The 16955-nt window shown below is 64.7% G+C and carries 11 protein-coding genes and 2 pseudogenes; 8 read left to right on the forward strand and 5 right to left on the reverse strand.

Going from position 1 to position 16955, the window contains the following annotated elements; genetic code table 11:
* Positions 1-132: 132 nt before the first annotated feature.
* The gene (locus ACXDF8_RS24035; RefSeq protein ID WP_457225777.1) at positions 133-1314 is read right to left on the reverse strand and encodes a hypothetical protein; all 1182 of its coding nucleotides are present in this window, start codon (positions 1312-1314) and stop codon (positions 133-135) included.
* A gap of 786 nt (positions 1315-2100) precedes the next feature.
* Between ACXDF8_RS24035 and ACXDF8_RS24040 the strand changes: the two genes are divergently transcribed.
* The gene (locus ACXDF8_RS24040) at positions 2101-3096 is read left to right on the forward strand and encodes a bile salt hydrolase (RefSeq protein ID WP_457225778.1); all 996 of its coding nucleotides are present in this window, start codon (positions 2101-2103) and stop codon (positions 3094-3096) included.
* Between the two features lie 90 nt (positions 3097-3186).
* Positions 3187-4713, forward strand: coding sequence for an MFS transporter (locus ACXDF8_RS24045; RefSeq protein ID WP_457225779.1), 1527 nt, complete (start codon positions 3187-3189; stop codon positions 4711-4713).
* A gap of 49 nt (positions 4714-4762) precedes the next feature.
* Here the strand turns inward: ACXDF8_RS24045 and ACXDF8_RS24050 are convergent, their stop codons facing one another.
* On the reverse strand, positions 4763-6976 hold the full coding sequence (locus tag ACXDF8_RS24050) for a molybdopterin-dependent oxidoreductase (protein WP_457225780.1): 2214 nt from the start codon (positions 6974-6976) through the stop codon (positions 4763-4765).
* A gap of 171 nt (positions 6977-7147) precedes the next feature.
* On the opposite strand from ACXDF8_RS24050, the gene ACXDF8_RS24055 reads away from it, so the two are divergent.
* The gene (locus tag ACXDF8_RS24055; RefSeq protein ID WP_457225781.1) at positions 7148-8248 is read left to right on the forward strand and encodes a ferritin-like domain-containing protein; all 1101 of its coding nucleotides are present in this window, start codon (positions 7148-7150) and stop codon (positions 8246-8248) included.
* An 8-nt stretch (positions 8249-8256) separates the two neighbouring features.
* Here the strand turns inward: ACXDF8_RS24055 and ACXDF8_RS24060 are convergent, their stop codons facing one another.
* Positions 8257-9081 carry a glycoside hydrolase family 16 protein gene (locus ACXDF8_RS24060; protein WP_457225820.1) on the reverse strand — a complete coding sequence of 275 codons (825 nt, stop codon included), beginning with the start codon at positions 9079-9081 and terminating at the stop codon, positions 8257-8259.
* 540 nt (positions 9082-9621) lie between these two features.
* Here ACXDF8_RS24060 and ACXDF8_RS24065 point away from each other — a divergent pair.
* The 4 genes and pseudogenes from ACXDF8_RS24065 (at position 9622) to ACXDF8_RS24080 (ending at position 12846) form a co-directional block, all read left to right on the forward strand.
* Positions 9622-11118, forward strand: coding sequence for a hypothetical protein (locus ACXDF8_RS24065; RefSeq protein ID WP_457225782.1), 1497 nt, complete (start codon positions 9622-9624; stop codon positions 11116-11118).
* 483 nt (positions 11119-11601) lie between these two features.
* Positions 11602-11856, forward strand: a complete 255-nt coding sequence (locus ACXDF8_RS24070; protein WP_457225783.1) for a hypothetical protein — start codon at positions 11602-11604, stop codon at positions 11854-11856.
* 27 nt (positions 11857-11883) lie between these two features.
* A pseudogene (locus tag ACXDF8_RS24075) lies at positions 11884-12492 on the forward strand (thiamine pyrophosphate-binding protein); the annotation flags it as partial.
* A 132-nt stretch (positions 12493-12624) separates the two neighbouring features.
* A complete protein-coding gene (locus tag ACXDF8_RS24080) occupies positions 12625-12846 on the forward strand; it encodes a hypothetical protein (protein WP_457225784.1) in 222 nt (73 codons plus the stop codon).
* Here the strand turns inward: ACXDF8_RS24080 and adhE are convergent.
* Positions 12843-15455 carry a bifunctional acetaldehyde-CoA/alcohol dehydrogenase gene (gene adhE / locus ACXDF8_RS24085; protein WP_457225785.1) on the reverse strand — a complete coding sequence of 871 codons (2613 nt, stop codon included), beginning with the start codon at positions 15453-15455 and terminating at the stop codon, positions 12843-12845. The two genes, ACXDF8_RS24080 and adhE, sit on opposite strands and share 4 nt — an antisense overlap.
* A gap of 124 nt (positions 15456-15579) precedes the next feature.
* On the opposite strand from adhE, the pseudogene ACXDF8_RS24090 reads away from it, so the two are divergent.
* Positions 15580-16525, forward strand: a pseudogene (locus tag ACXDF8_RS24090) (alcohol dehydrogenase catalytic domain-containing protein).
* On the opposite strand, the gene ACXDF8_RS24095 reads toward ACXDF8_RS24090, so the two are convergent.
* Entirely contained in the window at positions 16526-16939 is a 414-nt protein-coding gene (locus ACXDF8_RS24095) for an Rv0313 family protein (RefSeq protein WP_457225786.1), read from the reverse strand.
* Between the last annotated feature and the right edge of the window lie 16 nt (positions 16940-16955).

The following is a 16955-nucleotide window of genomic DNA, read 5'->3' on the forward strand; positions in this document are numbered from 1 at the left end:
TGTGAATTCGGAACCGGAGTTGTCTTGTTCCATCTGCCGTTGGGCAGCGTCATCACGCCACAGCGGCGACCACCCGCCTAGCGGTGGACGTGCCATCAGCTCACCTTTCGGTCGCTAAAACGGCTCTACGGCCTAGGCCGAGATGGTCGGAGTTTCGTAGGAACCACTGGCCTTGACTTGAGTCACGACCGCAGCGCCACGGTGACGGACACCGACACCAAACGACCGCTGGAAATAGCTATCGATCAGTGGGTATTGACCCTTGCCCGGAATCTGGCGCAACCCGCGATATGCCGGGTTGGAATGTTGGCGGATACCGACGACGTTCTGAGGCGAGTTCCGGCCCGACGTTGCAACCGTGAGCAGGTAGCCGTTCGGTACCAAAATGTGGGGCACGATCAGCGCATGGCCGTAGCTGCCCATCACCTTGAGGTTGTTGTACTCGGCGGGCGGTGTCTGACCGACGATGAACTCAGTCGACAGGTAGGCCGGTGCATCCGAACTCGGGATGAAATCGAACTTGGCCACCGGGCCGCCAGAGCGTGATTCCTCTCCCTTGCGCCAACTGGCGATCTGATCGCACAGCGTTTGGCTGGCGAACACCAGAATCCGGCTGCCTTGCGTCGTGCCGTAACCATGCTCGGTAATGAGGCCGATGGAGTCCTCTACGTCACCGGAGTCAATTGTCGCAGCACCCGACACCAGGTAGTGATTGTGATCGGTAGCGAACGTCTTGCCCAGATACTCAATCGGCGCAATCGAATCGGTGCCATTCCACAGACCAAATTCGGGATTACCCTCAGGCGTGATCCGCTGAGCCGGCGAAAACAGACGACCGAGCGCCTTCCCCGTACGCAAACGCTGGTCGGCCTCAAGTGCGGCATTCATATCGAATTCGATCTGACGCGCGGTCGCATCGCGCAGGTACTTCCACGTATAGCGCGTGGCCAGATCGTAGTCAGAGAATCCGTAGCCAAGGATCAGGCTATCGCCACCCTGATGGGCCTTGGGCTCGCCGAACTCGCTAGCTTCCTCAAACTGGAAATGCGAAAGGCTCTGCGGCACAGCTTCGGCCACGTCAGTGGTATCGAATGCCAAAAGGCTCAGCAGAGCGTCCTGGCGTTCACGCCAAATTGAGAGCAGATCGCGCAGCGTATCCCAGAGCGTATCGAGTGGTACACCGTCCGACGTATGGCTAACCAAAACGTCGCCTTGAGTGTGGTAACCGCCAGCCGGATCACTACCAAAAATCGGAAACACGGGGATACCGTCGATGAGCGGGTATTCGGCGGTCATAAGCAGTCGCGAGCGCATGAGTGTAGATCCATTTCTCATTGTGTGGCCCGCCGTGGCCGGTGTAATTAAGTGCGGCTCACTCTACGCGCAAATTCGCTGATTTGTTGCAGCGTGCGGGCTTTATGGGCCAATCAATTTTGAATAGGTACGCCTGCGGTAGAGCTGCGATTTGATTCGGGTAGTTCGGCGGCAGAGCTGCCCATAAGCGGCGGCGTCATCCCAGGCGACATGGTGGCCGCTACGACTTCGGTCGCGTCGGCAAACACCCGTTCGACTCGCGATGCAAGTTTGCTATTCGTTCGGATTTTGTTCGTTGCTGTGGTCAGATTCGAGTCAGCCCAGAGTTTTACCGGAGCGATCTTCCAGTACGCCTCTAGCGTTGTCCCACAGGTGATTTCGCTATGAAATTGGGCCTATCGCCGCAGGTCAGGAGCGTGGCCAAAATTAGCTAGAGCAGCTTCCCAAGCTGAATACGCGGGTTCGATTCCCGTCATCGGCTCCATGTGATGTCTCAGGACATCGGAATAGCTCTGAACCCTCGTTGGGGGTTCAGAGCTATTTTCGTGGGCGGCCGCAGGGCGCTCCTCGGGCTTGATAGTCCCTGGTGAGCTCGCGGATCAGTTCGCCAGTGGCGGCGTTGATGATGCGAATGTCGAGTTGGTGTTGGCGCCGGCGAAGGCGACGACGCAGAAGGGGTCCATCACCGCGGTGACCTCTGCCTTGCCTGGTCATCCGCCGGCAATCGCCCCGCGGAGGATAGGTTGAAGGCGACGCCAAGAGACTTCGCAAACTCGGGAGACAGCTATGTGCACAAGGGTTCTGTACGAAACCGGAACCGCAAGCTACATCACCGGGCGCAGCATGGATTGGAGCGACCGAACTGCGAAAACGGCCCTCTGGGCTTTCCCGGCGGGAATGACGAGAGACGGTGGCGTAGGCCAGGACTCGATCACCTGGACATCGAAGTACGGCTCGCTGGTCACCAGCTTCTATGATCTGGCGACTTCCGACGGCATGAACGAAACGGGGATGGTCGGCAACCTGCTGTATCTGGCTGAGGCGGACTACGGGGACCCCACCGATACCCAGAAACCGACGATCTCTGTCGGAGCGTGGCTACAGTATGCGCTCGACAACTACGGGTCCGTCCTGGAGGCGGTCGAGGCGCTGCGGTCTGAACCCTTCGCGATTGTCGCCGCCGACGCTCCGAACGGGAAACCGGCCAGCGTCCACATCTGCCTGTCCGACCCCACGGGCGATTCGGCGATCTTCGAATACATCGGCGGCAGTCTTCGGATCCACCACGGACCCGAGCACAAAGTAATGACGAACTCGCCCGTGTACGACCAGCAGATCGCGATCAACGCTTACTGGAAGTTGATCGGCGGAAAGAACATGCTGCCCGGCACCATCAGCGCGGCAGACCGCTACGTCCGCGCCAGCTACAACCTCGACACCTCGCCGAAGTTCGAGGACCGGCACGAAGCAGTCGCCGCGGTGTTCTCGCAGATGAGATCCATCGGCGTACCGCTCGGCATGAGCGATCCCGACAAGCCCAACATCTCATCGACGCTCTGGCGCACCGTGAGCGACCAAGAAGCAAGGCGCTACTACTTTGACTCGGTACTCGACCCCTCGGTGATCTGGGTTGACCTCAACAAAGTCGACCTGAGCCCCGGCGCGAAGCCGATGAAACTCGAGCTCCCTGGATCCGACACCCTCAGCGGCGACGTCTCCGCAAGGTTTACCCCAGCCGAGCCGTTCCCGTTCCTGGCACCTCCGATGCAGGGTCAGGTCTGAGTGGCGTGTTCCCGGTGAACGAGTCCAGCTGATCTGTACCCGTATTGTTGGTCCACAACGGGGACTCGCCAGCCGGTCTAGCATCGCCTGGTGAAACAGCAGGCGCAGGTCACCGGGCTTGCGGCCGCCATGACGACGGTGGCCATGGCGCTGGGCAGCGCCGTCGCCGTTGGGGATCTCAGAATCCTGGCGGCCAACATCTCCATTGTTCGCAATGGCCTCCAGTTCTCACCGGGCACCACCATTTTCGTGTCGTCTCTGGCGACGTTGACCCTGGCCGCCTCGGTGTTGGCAGCCGGTGTCCTGGGCGACAAGTACGGGATGAGGCGGATGTTCGTCGCCGGTGCTTGTGCTGCGGTCGTGTTCGGGCTCGTCGGGGCGGCGGCCCCCAACGTCGCGGTACTGATGATCGCCAGAGCCTGCATCGGGGTGGCGTTCGCATTCCTGACCGGTTTGTCGTTGGCGATCATGAATGCGGTTTTTCCTCCCGAGCGCCGGGCGGGCGCGATCGCCAGTTATCTCGCTGCCGTCTACGCCTTCGGAGTGGTGCCGGCGACGGTTGGCAGCCTGCTCGCGGAGCACATCGGTTGGCGTAGCGGCTTTCTCGTCACCCCTGTCCTTGCTGGCCTCGTTCTGGTACTCACCCTGCGATATGTTCCCGAGACGCGACGATCGCACCGCCGCACCGACATTCCTGGCCTGCTGTTGGTGGCCACCGCGCTCATCGGCGTGACCTACGGCATCTCCGTGCTGCAGAACGGCCTGACCGTCGCGACGCTGGCACCGATCCTGGCCGGGATCCTCGCTGCCGCCGCGTTCGTATGGTGGGAATTGCGTTGTAGCGATCCGGCGCTGGATCTGCGAATCTTTCGCTCGCCTCGCTTCAACGCGGTAGTGACTGCGGGAGCTGCCAGCAATCTGGTGCAAGGCGGCTCGATGGTCATGATCACCTTCTACTCCGTCCTGATTCGTGGCCAGTCGACGTGGGCGTTCGCGTTGTTGCTCATTCCTGCCACGCTGTTGTCCGCACTGGCCGCCCTCGTCGCGGGGCGGGCCACCACCCGTTTCGGCAGTCGTGCCGTGGTCGTGGCGGGTCTGGCGGTGTTGGCGGTGAGCCTGCTGGTGCGAACGTCCTTCACGATCGACACTCCGATGCTCGTTGTCGGGGCCGTGGTCGCGTTGACGACAATTGGCGGCGCGATTGTGCAGACGCCGCAGACAACGGTCATGATGTCCAGTGCGCCAACGAATCTCGGCGGTGTGGTATCGGCGGTGAAGGCGTCAGTGGGCGGGACCTTCTACGGAATGGGTTCGGCACTTTTCTCGATGTTCGGCATCCTGTTGTTCATTCGCGACGCCGAGCCCAAGTTGGCCGGTTCCGGCATTAGTGCCCGACAAGCGGGCGACATCCTGGGGGCAACGGGCAACGCGACGGGTGGTGTCACGCTCGATCCGGACCGCACGGCGTGGGTGATCTCCCAGGCGACCTCGAGCATGCTTGACGCCGCAGACACACTGAATGTGATGATGGCCGTCATACCGTTGACGGCAATCGCCATCACGCTGGCGCTGTTTCGGCCCAAGCGAGATACGCGACCGGTATCGGACAGGGTTTGAACCCGGGGCCATCTGACCCAACCCAGGCCGGTGCCGACGTCCGACCACCCTAGTCAGATCCCACCGAACGTACCTCCGCAAGTTCCTGCCGGTCCACCACCCCCACCGGCTCCACCCGCACGGCGAAGCCGTTCAGCACCGACATGCCCGCCAGCACCTCGATCTCGTCGACGTGGCTGGAGGTCAGCTCGTTGACGTTGGCGCCCGCAACGGAATTGGCCAGGTGCCAGCCGCCGCGATGGCCCCACCCCGCCGGGATCGCGATGGTGCCGGGCGCCATCTCGTCGGTCACCAACGCCTCGGTCTCGATGGCGCCCTGCGCGGAGACGACGCGGATCTGCTCGCCGTCGGCGACACCAGCCGCCTGTGCGTCGACGGGGTTGATCCGGGCGCGCTGCCGGCGCCCGCCCTTCATCAGCGTGGGGCTGTTGTGCATCCAGCTGTTCTGCGACCGCAGCTCCCGCAGCCCGATCGCCAACAGTGGGAAGTCGGGATCCGGCGCGCGGTAGCGCAGCCGGCCCACCTCGGCGACGATCTCCGGCGGCGCCAGGTCCACCTTGCCGTCCACGTGCCGCACCACCTCAGACAGCACACCTGTCGGGGCGTGCTCAGCCAGCACCAGTCCATGCGGATGGCCGGCCAGGCGCCGCAGATTCAGACCGCCGCGCCGGAGCCCGAACCGGTCCCCGTAGCGTCCGGTCCGCAGCAGCAACGACATCACCATCCGCGGGGTCAGCCTCAGCCCGCGGCGGTCCAGCCACGCGAGCACCGGATTGAGCCGCTCCATCGCACCGGAAGCCAACAGCGACAACCCCATTCGACGTGCCAGCTCGTCGTAGATCTGCCACTCCTGGCGCGCCTGACCATAGGGCGCCACCACCGCCTCGGTGGTCTGCACGAACACCGACGGGCTGCATGCGGCGAAGATGATCGGCAGATCGTCACGCTCCAGCATCGTCGTGCACGGCAGGATGTAGTCGGCGTGGCGATTCGTCTCATTGACGTAGAAGTCCAGGGACACAAGCAGATCCAGCTGACCGATCGCGGCCTCCAACTCGGCGCTGTTAGGCACCGAGAGCACCGGGTTGCCGGCCGTCACGAACAGCGCACGAAGCTGACCGACACCCGCGGTGGTGATCTCGTCGGCCAGCACCGCCGCGGGGAAAGCGCCAAACACCTCGGGGAAACCACCGATACGGGAGTGTTTGGTGGCGTAGCTGAGCTTGCCGGCCCGCTCCCCCATCTCCTCCAGCGGGAATACCGCGTGCGACAGCAGGCTGCCGCCGGGCCGGTCCAGGTTGCCGGTCACCACGGTCAGCGCGTCGAGCAGGAAACTGACCAGCGTCCCGTAATGGCCCAGACACGCGCCGGTGCGGCCGTACGCCGTCGCGCTGGGTGCGCCTGCAAAGTCACGGGCCAGTTGGCGCACCGCATCCGCAGGCACCCCGGTGTACTGCGCGGTGGCCTCCGGCGGGAACGCCGCGCACAACCCACGCAACGAGTCCAGCCCACGGGCCTGACGCGCCGCGACGGGTCTGTCCAGTTTCTCATCGAACACCACCTGCAGCAGCGACAGCAGCAGCCAGGCATCGGTGTCCGGCCGGACGGCAACGTGTTCGTAAGCCCTGGCCGTCTCGGTGCGACGCGGGTCGATCACGATGACACGGCCACCACGTTTGACAATGCCGGCCAGATCGTCTCTGATGCGCGGCGCCCGTAACGCACTGCCATGGGAGACAAGCGGATTGGCGCCTAGCATCAGCAGGAAGTCGGTGCGCGGCAGATCGGGGAACGGCATCTGGCTGGCCGCCCCGTAGAGCAGCTTGCTGGCCACCCAGCGGCTGTTGATGTCCTGCGAGCCCGCCGTATAGAGGTGGCCCATTCCGATCCGCTCCCCGAACAGGCCCATCCAGATACCGGCGGCGTACCCGAAGGCGGCGGGGTTTCCGATGTACTGGCCCACCGCGGCGCCACCGTGTTCGCGCAGCACCGCCGTGAGCCGGGCGGCGATCTCGTTGAGGGCCGCGTCCCAGCTGATCTCCTCGAACTCGCCGTCGGGCCGACGCCGAAGTGGCGACAGCACCCGGTCGGGGTCGTTCTGGACGTCGGTGAACGCGATGCCCTTGGGGCACGCCCGCCCCTGCGACAGCGGGTGGTCGGGGTCGGGTCGCAGCGAGACCAGCCGGTCGTCCTCGACGGTGGCGATCAACCCACACATCGGCTCACAAATGCGGCAGTAGGTCACGCGCTGATCGGTTGACATGACACTCCTTGAAAACTGTCTGTGAGTGGTGTCACATAACCTACGGGCCGACTGGACAGGTGTCCACTGCGCCGCCGAGTGCAGCGAAGGTCCTTGACGACACCGTCCGCCACGGCGCAGTGTGAGAGACGTCATAGCAGCCATATGGCTTCGCGGGAGGAAGGCGGCCCCATGACTACCCGAGACAAGTACACCAAGGTCCCCGATCCTTACTCGTGGCAGGTGCCCAGCGCTGGCGACGCCCGCTTCACCTGGGAGTACGACGAAGGCCGAGCCCGGCTGCTGTCGCTGTACCAGAAGGGCAAGGACAAACAGTGGGACGCGCAGTCCCGCATCGATTGGTCCCAGGACGTCGACCCGATGAACCCGGTTGGTCTGCCCGACGAGTTCCATCCACTGTTCGGCAGTCCGATGTGGGACTCCGCCGACGAACCCCGGCGCGCCGAGATGCGCCAGCACTTCCAGGCCTGGCAGTTCTCGCAGTTCCTGCACGGCGAGCAGGGAGCCATGGTGTGCGCGGCCAAGATCGTCGAAGTCGTCCCCGACATGGACGCGAAGTTCTATGCCGCAACGCAGACGATGGACGAAGCCCGCCACGTCGAGGCATTCTCGCGGTTCCTGCAGGACAAGGTCGAGCTCGCGTACCCGATCAACTCGAACCTCACTGCGCTGCTCGAGGACACCCTGCGCGACTCACGTTGGGACATGCCCTATCTCGGGATGCAGGTTCTCATCGAGGGACTCGCTCTGGCCGCGTTCGGAGTGCTGCGTGACATGGCGGCCCCCGACTCGCTGGCCAAGCAACTGCTCGCCTACGTCATGCAGGACGAGGCCCGCCACGTCGCGTTCGGCCGAATCTCGTTGAAGGACTACTACTCTGCCCTCACCGACGCCGAACGGGCCGAGCGGGAGGAGTTCGTAGTCGACGCCTGCTACCTGATGCGGGACCGATTCCGCGGCGAGGAGGTGTTCGAGACCCTCGGAATGGACGTCAAGGCCTGCGCCGAATGGGTCGACACCTCACCACTGATGATCCAGTTCCGCTCGCACCTGTTCAGCCGCATCGTCCCGATCGTCAAAGACATCGGACTGTGGGGCGACAAAGTCCAGGAAGCGTTCCGGGACATGGGTGTTCACGAGATGGCGAGCTTCGACATCGAGGCGCTGATGAAAGCCGACGAAGACCAAGCCGAGGCCCTGGACAAGGCGCACGCCGAGATCGAGAGCCGGGCCCTGGAGGTAGACCAGGTGATCGCCGCGGGCGCCAGCTGAGGCTGCCGCTACCAGACCCGGACGTAGTCGACGAGCATCTCGGCCGGATAGGTACCCTGACGCGGATCACCGCCGCCGGATCCGCTCACCGCAAGGTTCAGCACCGGAAACACCCGGTACTCAGGCAGATTGAACGGCCAGCTGTCCAGCGAGAACGACGGCACGGTGAAGTACGGGTCGGCACCGTCGACGTAGTCCTGCCAGAAGTACATGCCGGAGTCGTTCCACGTGACACGCCAAGTGTGCCAATTGCTGTCCACACCAACGGGAGTGGTGGCGAACGATGTTCCGTCCAGCCGGGCGTGAACGGTGGTTCCCGACGGCCACTCGCCGTTGCCGTACCACTCGACAAGGTCGACCTCGCCGCCAACCTCGGGGTGGTCGTTCATCAGCCACCAGGCCGGCCAGGCGCCGGCGGTCAGGCAGTTGAACTTGATCCGAGCTTCCCAGGTGGTTCCGATACCGCCCCACCAGGTTCCGGTCACCTTGCCGCTGACGTACTTGTTCGCGTTACGGGTGGCGCGGATGACCAGGTTGGAGTTGCCGTCGAGAAACACGTGCTGGCGATCGTCGCGGTACTGCCCCATATTCTCGGGCCGATCCCAAAACACCGGGTTCTTGATGGTCTCGCGCGCTTTGGCGATGTTCCACTTCGAGGCGTCGGGGGCCGACCCGGCCGGGCCGTCGAACTCGTCGTGGAACAGGTAGGCCGGCGTCGCGGCGTTGGGGGCCGGTGCTTGCGGACGGGACGGGGTGGCTTCGGCCACCGGTGCGGGCAGCGCGGCTGCAACCGCACCGAACCCCGCCATGAGCATCAGGCTTCGACGATCAATATCGGGCACCGCTAAACCATAAAGCCGAATCCTGCCAACGACCTTATCCGGGGTCGTCTCGGCGAGAACTTCGGTTCAATCCTTCGCCCCGAACCTTCCTTGCGCTGTGCAGACGCCCATCACCGCGCGTCCAGGAGGAACGCGGTGTGGCGAGCTCGCCGACCTGAGGGGAAGGTCGACGAAATCATTGCGGCGAGTCGGCGGAGGCCACACTGGCAAACGCACCACAGCGCGGCCGGGACGTCCGCTACCCGACAGTCCTGGTCGGCGAAGAAACCAGGTGGTGGGACAGCCGTCGGTTCGCCACCATGCGGAGACGGCGGCAGCTGCTCTAGAAGAGAACTATCGACGCAGTCATAAATGGCCTCCGAACTGGGCCTGACCGGCGGCGCTAGCACCGCGATTTCCAGCATCAGTGGTCTGTGCGTCACCCGCGATTTGCTGCGGGGCAAGCATCTGGCACCGCGACATTCACAGTTTGGGGTGGTCCCGACCTGCTGGGTCGTTTACTATGCCCATGGGCCAGCGAAGGGGTAGCAAATGGGGTCAGGCAGATATGTCGGGTATGTCGGCGGGGTCGCCGTCGCGGTAGGGGTAGGTGCAGCCGTCGCGGCGGCCAGCCAAGGCATAGCCAACGCCGACACCGACAAGACCGACTCCACCAGCGCTTCCGACTCGGCAAAGGTCCACGCAGGCCCCAAGAAGGCCGCGACCGGTGCCAGCAAGCGGGCCAAGCCGGTATCCAAGGTGGGTAGCAAGGTCACGCAGGCCAGCAGCGACACCAAGAGTGCCGCCGCAGAACTGAGCACCGTCTCCCAGGTGCCGGCAACCGCGAGTGTCATCGCGCCCACCGCGGCCGCATTCGAAGCCGCTCAGGTCGACAAGCTGGAGACCCTCTTCAAGGGCACCGGTCACGCCGCGCCGAAAGCCGCAGCGGTCACCGACGTCACCGACACGTCGTCGACGACGACCACTACTCCCACCGCGAACGCCGATACGCCCTCTGTGGCGTGGAGCCCGAACCCGTTCCGGCCCATGCCGCCGGAGCCGGCCCCGCAGGACATGCCCGGCCCGATCTGGACGCTCGAGCAGTCCTTCATCAACGTCTTCCCCGACCTGCTCAAGCCGGTCTCCCGCGAGGGCTTCGAGCTGGGTTATCGCCTGACTCAGATGATCCCGTGGGTGAACGTCATCGTTCCGGTGACCAATATCGTGACCGACCTGCCGAGCGCGCTGCAAGGTGACAAGCTCGCGTCGCAGCGCGTCATCAACAATTTGATCGTGACCATCCAGCCGGTGGCGATGATCTACTACGGCTACAACGAGATCGCCGACCTGCTCAACCTGGAGGCGTCGGCACTGCAGCTGCAGACCTGGGCTGTCGCCACGGCGTGGAACATCTTGGACCCGTTCGCATTGCTGCACGTCCGCGGCGAATCCGGGCTGCCATTGGCGACGACAACGCCGCCGCCTTACCCGGACGACACCGTCACCACGCTGGCCGCGGCCGTCACACCGACCGCAGCAGCGACAGCGACAGCGACAGCGACAGCGACAGCGACACAGGCCAACTCGGGACCCGATATCACCCTGCCGGAGGGCACGCCCAACCCGTTGCGGGTCGATGACCCAGACCCGATCGGAATGCCCGCGGCGGCGCTCGCCGCCGAGAAGGCACTGGTCGCCGCGTTCCCCGCGGTTGTCCAGCCGCTGGTACGCGAGGTGTACGAAGCGAGTTGGCGCGCGACGCAGATGGTTCCCGGCCTGAACGCCATCATCCCGGTCACCACTCTGCTGCCGGCTCTGTTCCAGGCTGCGATGGGCGACAAGGACACCGCCCAGGCCGCGATCAACAGCGTGCTCCTCACCACCACTGCACTGTCGGTGCTGTACTACGGCTTCGACGAGATCGCCGACCTCCTGAACATGGAGACCGAGGGCCAGGCACTCAAGTCGGCGATCTACGCCCAGGTGTGGGACGAACTCGACCCCAACGGCGTGCTGCACGTCATGGGCCACTCCGGTATTCCCGTCTGAGACATCGAAATCGGGGTGCGCCCAACGCGCACCTATCCGCACGAGTTCTCCGGCGGACAACGCCAGCTCATCGGAATTGCGCGCGGTGGCGTCGGCCCAAGCTCATCGTTGCCGACGAGCCAATTTCCGCGCTCGACGTTTCGGTATAGGCACAGATCGTCAGCCTGCTCGAGCAGCTGCGCACGAGTTCGATCTGTCGTATCTGTACGTCGCCCACGCCTCGGTGTCGGACCCCTGGCAGACATGGCCCGCGAGCGCATCGCGCTCGAAGGTGACGTACCCAACCGGATCGGCCCTCCGCCGGCCTGCGCTTCCACACCCGCTGCCTCTTTGCCACCCGGCGTCTGCCGCACCGAGGAGCCGCCGCTGGCTGAGCTGGAGCCGGGGCACTTCGCCGCCTGCCACCATCCGCGTCTCTAGCGTTTCGAATGTCGCCGGGGTGGGGATTAACAACCCAACACCCGCTGCGACCGAAGGACAACCATGAACGGCCGAGACGATGCTGGCAACGAGGCACTGCCGACGCTTGGGCTGCTGCTCATCCTCACCGCAGTTGTCGCATTCGCGCTCTTTTTGAGCACCCTGGGCACAGGCTCCGGACCGTCTGGCCTGATCGGCGGTATCTCCGTGGCCGCCTTCGTGGGCAGCCTGGCGTCGTTCGCCATAGACGCCGTCCGCAGTGACGGTAGCCCGGCCCAACCCGCTCGCGCGACGGCGGCGAATGCCCGCACGGTGTAGTGGCGATAACCGTTGCGCAACAGATTCTTTCAGCACTGGCGTCGAGCGGAGTCAGCTGCTTTCGCCGCGACCCCGGACGCGGCGCTGACCGGTCGGCTCGCGGTCTGTGCAGGTAGCTGAGGCCCTGGCAAGACCCACCTGATCAATGGTCTTGACGACGCGCAACGCACCCGGGTTCCAGTGCTCGCCATCGCCGCGGGTATGCCGCTGAACGAGGTCGGCACCGGCTAATTCCAGGAGCCCCATCCCCAAGAGCTGTTCGGCGAATGCAGTGTCCACTGCGAGCTGGTCAGCACGCCAGAAATGGCGCCGCGGCTGATCGAGATCGCCATACGGACCGCGGTGGAGGAGAACGGGATCGAGTACGACAACCCGTTCGACGTCGCGATGACCGGCCTGATCAAGTTCACCTCCGGCTACAAGGCGATCAAGAGAGCCGACGTGCTGCCGATGCTGGGCAACGACTTCCCCTACACCCAGTCCTATCCCGAGGATGCCCGCGTCATCCACGTCGATATCCGCGGATCCCACCTCCGCAGGCGTATCCCCGTCGGCCTAGGCCTGGTCGGGGATGTGAAGGACACGATCGACGCCCTGCTGCCGCTGTTGACCCCGAAAGCCGACCGCACCCACCTCGCCGGCCGCGGCGAGGTGCTGCTGAACCTGGTGAGCACCAACGTGGCGCACCGCATCCTCGACTGATCGCAGGATTGCCATTGTCGACACGAGTGGCTCAAACCAAGCCGGATCAACGGGCATACTGCCCGTATGGCATTCAAGATCTGGCTCGCCGACGAGGACACCGCTCACGATTGCGGTGACGGCGACATCTACGATTTCCTCGACGGCGGGGTGCTGGCCGTGCACTACGCCACCCCGGGACGCTGGTCGGACTACTACCAGCCGCAGCGGTGGGACCATGTATCGGCCGAACCCAACCACACGCCCGGCGAACCGGCCAACCGCAACGTGGGGCCCGACTTCGACTAAGCGTCCGGATTTCCGGCCGGGTTTCCGTAGTAGCCCAACGTCAGCAGTTCGCTGATCTCGCTGACCAACGGCATCCGCGGGTTCGTCCTGTTGGACAGATCCTCGAAGGCCGTCATGGCGAGCGTCGGCAACGCTTCGGTGAAAATATCTTCAGTGACACCGAATTCACGCAGCGAGCGCGGCATGTCCAGCTTGCCGAGCAGGTCGTCGACGCCGGCGAACAGGCGGTCACGGCTGTCGGCGGCATCATGTCCGCCGAAGATCAACGACCCGATCTGGGCGTACTTCTCCGGTGCGATGTACGCCGAATACCCGGGCGCCGGCATGAACTTGCTCGGTAGGGATGCGTTGTAACGCAACACATGCGGTAGGAAGATGCCGTTGGCGCGACCGTGCGCGATGCCGAATGCGGCGCCGGTTGCATGAGCCAGCGCATGATTGATCCCCACAAAGGCGTTGGAGAACGCCAGACCGGCCAGCGTGGCCGCGTTCGACATCGCGGTGCGGGCTTCGATGTCGTCGGGGTTGCGGTAGGCCCGCGGGAGGGCATCGAAAATGAGCCGCGCGGCCTGCGCACACAACGCGTCGGTGTAGGGCGAGGCGAAGATCGAGACCGCGGCTTCCAGGGCGTGGGTCAATGCGTCGACACCGGTATCAGCGGTGAGCGTGGCCGGCATGGACGAGGTCAGCAGTGGGTCGACGATCGCCAGTTCCGGCACCAGGCTGTAGGCGACCAAGGTCTGCTTCTTACCGGCGACGGTAAGCACGGCCGCCGGAGAGACCTCCGACCCGGTGCCCGATGTCGTTGGTATCGCGACTAATTGGAGGCGATGCCGATCGGTGGGATAGTCCGCCACCCGTTTACGCGGATCGAGGAACGGCATGGTCAGCTCATCGAGCGTCTTCTCGGGGTGCTCGTAGAACAGCCGCATCGCCTTGCCGGCGTCGAGCACCGATCCGCCACCGACCGCGATCAGCACCTCGGGTTGCACCCGCTCGAGCAGAGCGACACCGCGCCGAATGGTGTCCTCGTCCGGTTCGGGGGTGACTTCGGCGAAGACCTGCACGTGGCGGGTGGCCAGCTTGCTGCGCAGCAGATCCACCACGCCACGTTCGTCGGAGAGCGCATCGGTGACGACGACAACTGTCTCGCAGTCGAGTTCGCGCAGATTCTCCAGCGCGCCGGCGTTGAAGTAGGTGTTGGCGGGTACCCGGAACCACTGCGGTGGCGTGCGACGGTGGGCGACGGTCTTGATGTTGAGCAACTGTCGATAGTTGACGTTCTCGGTGGTGCTAGACCCACCCCAGGTGCCGCAGCCCAGGGAGAACGTCGGCGTGAGGTTGTTGTACACGCCGCCGAGTGCGCCGACCGCAGTCGGGGCGTTGACCAGGATGCGACCGGTACGAACGGCGCGACTGTAGGCGTCGACGACGCTCTGGTCGTCGGCGTAGATGGCCGAGGTATGCCCCAGGCCGCCGTGTTCGGTGACCAGGACGGCGACGTCGATGGCGTGCTGAACGTCGCGGGCGCGGACCACTCCCAGCACCGGCATCAGTTTCTCGGCGACCAGCGGATGCGCGGCCAGCTCGTCAAGGTCGGCCGGCAGCGGCGCGAGCAGGATCTTGGTCGTTGGCGGAACACGAAATCCCGCCCTGGCCGCCAACTCCGGCGCCTTCTGGCCGACTGCGTCCATGCTCATCTTGGCACCGCAGCCGAATGCGAATTGCGCGATCTTGGCGGCTTCGCCCTCGGTCAGTAGATGCGCACCCATCTTCTCGAATTCGGCAAGCATCTGCTCATAGATCTCACCGTCGATGACACAGGTCTGTTCGGCGGGGCAGATCACCGATGAGTCAAAGGTTTTCGAGATCAGGATGTCGACGACGACGCCGCGCACGTCGGCCGTCTTGTGGATATAGATCGGCGCGTTGCCGGGTCCGACGCTCAGGGCGGGCTTGCCGGCCTGATTGGCCAGCTCGACGATCCGCGGGCCCCCGGTCACCCAAATGAAGTCGATGCCTTCGTGCTTGAACAGGTAATGCGTCACCTCGTGGGCGGCGTCGGGAATCACCTGCAGCGCACCCGGGGGCATGCCGGCCGCTTCGCCAGCCTCCCGCAGGATGGCGACGCTGCGTTCACAGCTGCGCACCGCGTAGGGAGAAGGCCGAAACAGTATGGCGTTGCGCGTCTTGGCGGCGACGATAGCTTTGAACAGCACCGTCGACGTCGGGTTGGTGACGGGCGTTATCGCCAGCACCACACCGATCGGTTCGGCGATGTAGACGATGTTGTGCTCGACGTCCTCGTCGATGGCACCGACCGACTTCTTGTCGCGCAGGTAGTCGTGCAGGAATTCGGTGGCTACATAGTTCTTGACGACCTTGTCCTCGAAGACCCCGAACCCGGTCTCCTCGATGGCCAGCGCGGCGAGTTCGCCGGCGGCGCGGACCCCGGCACGGACCATCGCCTCAACGATTCGGTCCACCTGGTCTTGGTCGAGTTCGCGAAATTCGCGGGCGGCGGTGGCGGCGGTCTCGACGATCGCGTCGATCTCGCCGGTGCGGACATCGCCGTTCGACAGTGCTGTGTGATCCAGTGTCCCGGTCATCGCCGTACCTCCCGAAGAATTCGGCGATCGTAAGTCCGAGGCTGGCCGAGAACATAGGGATCAAAGACCCTTTATGCTGAGTTACTCTGACCATACTCAGATGCTCGTCGGACCAGGGAGAACGATGACCACTCACCGCGCTGGCACGTGCAATCCGCCGGACAGTCGCTTGAACTGGTTGAGGTGCCGACCGTCGCACCCCCATTCGGCCACGTGCGGATCGCCGTCAACGCCTGCGGCGTCTGCGGCACCGACCACGCCTTCGTCAACGGCGGCTTTCCCAACCTGAGCTGGCCCGTCACGCCTGGCCATGAGATCGCCGGGACCATCGCCGAGGTGGGCGCCGGTGTCGAGGGGTTCACCCGCGGTGACCGGGTGGCGGTGGGCTGGTTCGGTGGCAACTGCAACCACTGCCTGCCGTGTCGCAAGGGCCAGTTCATGCAGTGCGTCAACGGCCAGATCCCCAGCTGGCACTACCCCGGCGGGTACGCCGAGTCGGTGACCACCCCGGCCACCGCGTTGGCCCGGATCCCTGACGGGCTGTCCTTCGCCGAAGCGGCGCCGATGGGCTGCGCAGGGGTGACCACCTACAACGCACTGCGCCGCACCCGTGCGGTGGCCGGTGACCGGGTGGCCGTGCTCGGCATCGGCGGGCTCGGGCACCTCGGGGTGCAGTGGGCGCGCGCGATGGGCTTCGAGACGATCGCGATCGCGCGCGGCTCCGAGAAGGCCGCTGACGCAAAGGAACTCGGCGCCCATCACTACATCGATTCGACCGCCGGTGACGTCTCCGAAGCGCTCCAGGCGCTGGGCGGGGCGCAGGTGGTACTGGCGACGGCGGCCAACTCGGCGGCCATGGCCGCGACAGTCGGCGGACTGGCGCCGCAGGGTGAGCTGGTGATCGTCGGAGCCACGTTCGATCCGCTGCCGACATCGAGGACACCATGCACTTCGCGGTGCTGTCCGGAGTGCGGGCGCGCATCGAGGAGCGCCCGCTGGCGCAGGCGGCCGAGGCATACGCCGCGATGGACGAGGGCCGCGCTCGCTACCGCATGGTCCTGACGATGTAACTAGTCCTGGCCAGCGCCGTTGTCGTTGTCGTCGCCATGGGCGGTCTCGGGCACGTCGAGGACGCTCACGTCGATGCCGTAGGGCAGAAACCGCACGTTGCGGTTGGGGTCGGTGTTGCGTTTGTTGGCCCGCAACGCGTCCAGTTCGTTCTGGTAGACCTGCTCGACGTGGGCCTTACCGGCCGCGTCGGTGGTGTAGATAGCCCACACCCCGTCGCCGGCCTCCCCCGCGGTCTCGGGCTCGGGGCGGGGACGGGACCGGCGGGTGAACTCGTCGAACAGCACACCGAACCCGGCGGTCTCGCCAGAGGTGGTGAGGAAACGACCGAAGGCGTCTCGCAGTCCCTCACCGGCTTCGCGCACGACGCGGTCGAGGTCGTCGGGGTCGAAGCCGAACGGTCCTTTGTTGTCCATAGTTGCCAGTGTGCGC

This window comes from Mycolicibacterium sp. CBM1 (genome assembly GCF_054073305.1).

Coding starts and splice junctions, on each gene's coding strand:
- ACXDF8_RS24035 (WP_457225777.1), bottom strand. CDS start 1,314: ATGCGCTCGCGACTGCTTATGACCGCCGAATACCCGCTCATCGACGGT.
- ACXDF8_RS24065 (WP_457225782.1), top strand. CDS start 9,622: ATGGGGTCAGGCAGATATGTCGGGTATGTCGGCGGGGTCGCCGTCGCG.
- ACXDF8_RS24080 (WP_457225784.1), top strand. CDS start 12,625: ATGGCATTCAAGATCTGGCTCGCCGACGAGGACACCGCTCACGATTGC.
- ACXDF8_RS24055 (WP_457225781.1), top strand. CDS start 7,148: ATGACTACCCGAGACAAGTACACCAAGGTCCCCGATCCTTACTCGTGG.
- ACXDF8_RS24040 (WP_457225778.1), top strand. CDS start 2,101: ATGTGCACAAGGGTTCTGTACGAAACCGGAACCGCAAGCTACATCACC.
- ACXDF8_RS24070 (WP_457225783.1), top strand. CDS start 11,602: ATGAACGGCCGAGACGATGCTGGCAACGAGGCACTGCCGACGCTTGGG.
- ACXDF8_RS24050 (WP_457225780.1), bottom strand. CDS start 6,976: ATGTCAACCGATCAGCGCGTGACCTACTGCCGCATTTGTGAGCCGATG.
- ACXDF8_RS24095 (WP_457225786.1), bottom strand. CDS start 16,939: ATGGACAACAAAGGACCGTTCGGCTTCGACCCCGACGACCTCGACCGC.
- adhE (WP_457225785.1), bottom strand. CDS start 15,455: ATGACCGGGACACTGGATCACACAGCACTGTCGAACGGCGATGTCCGC.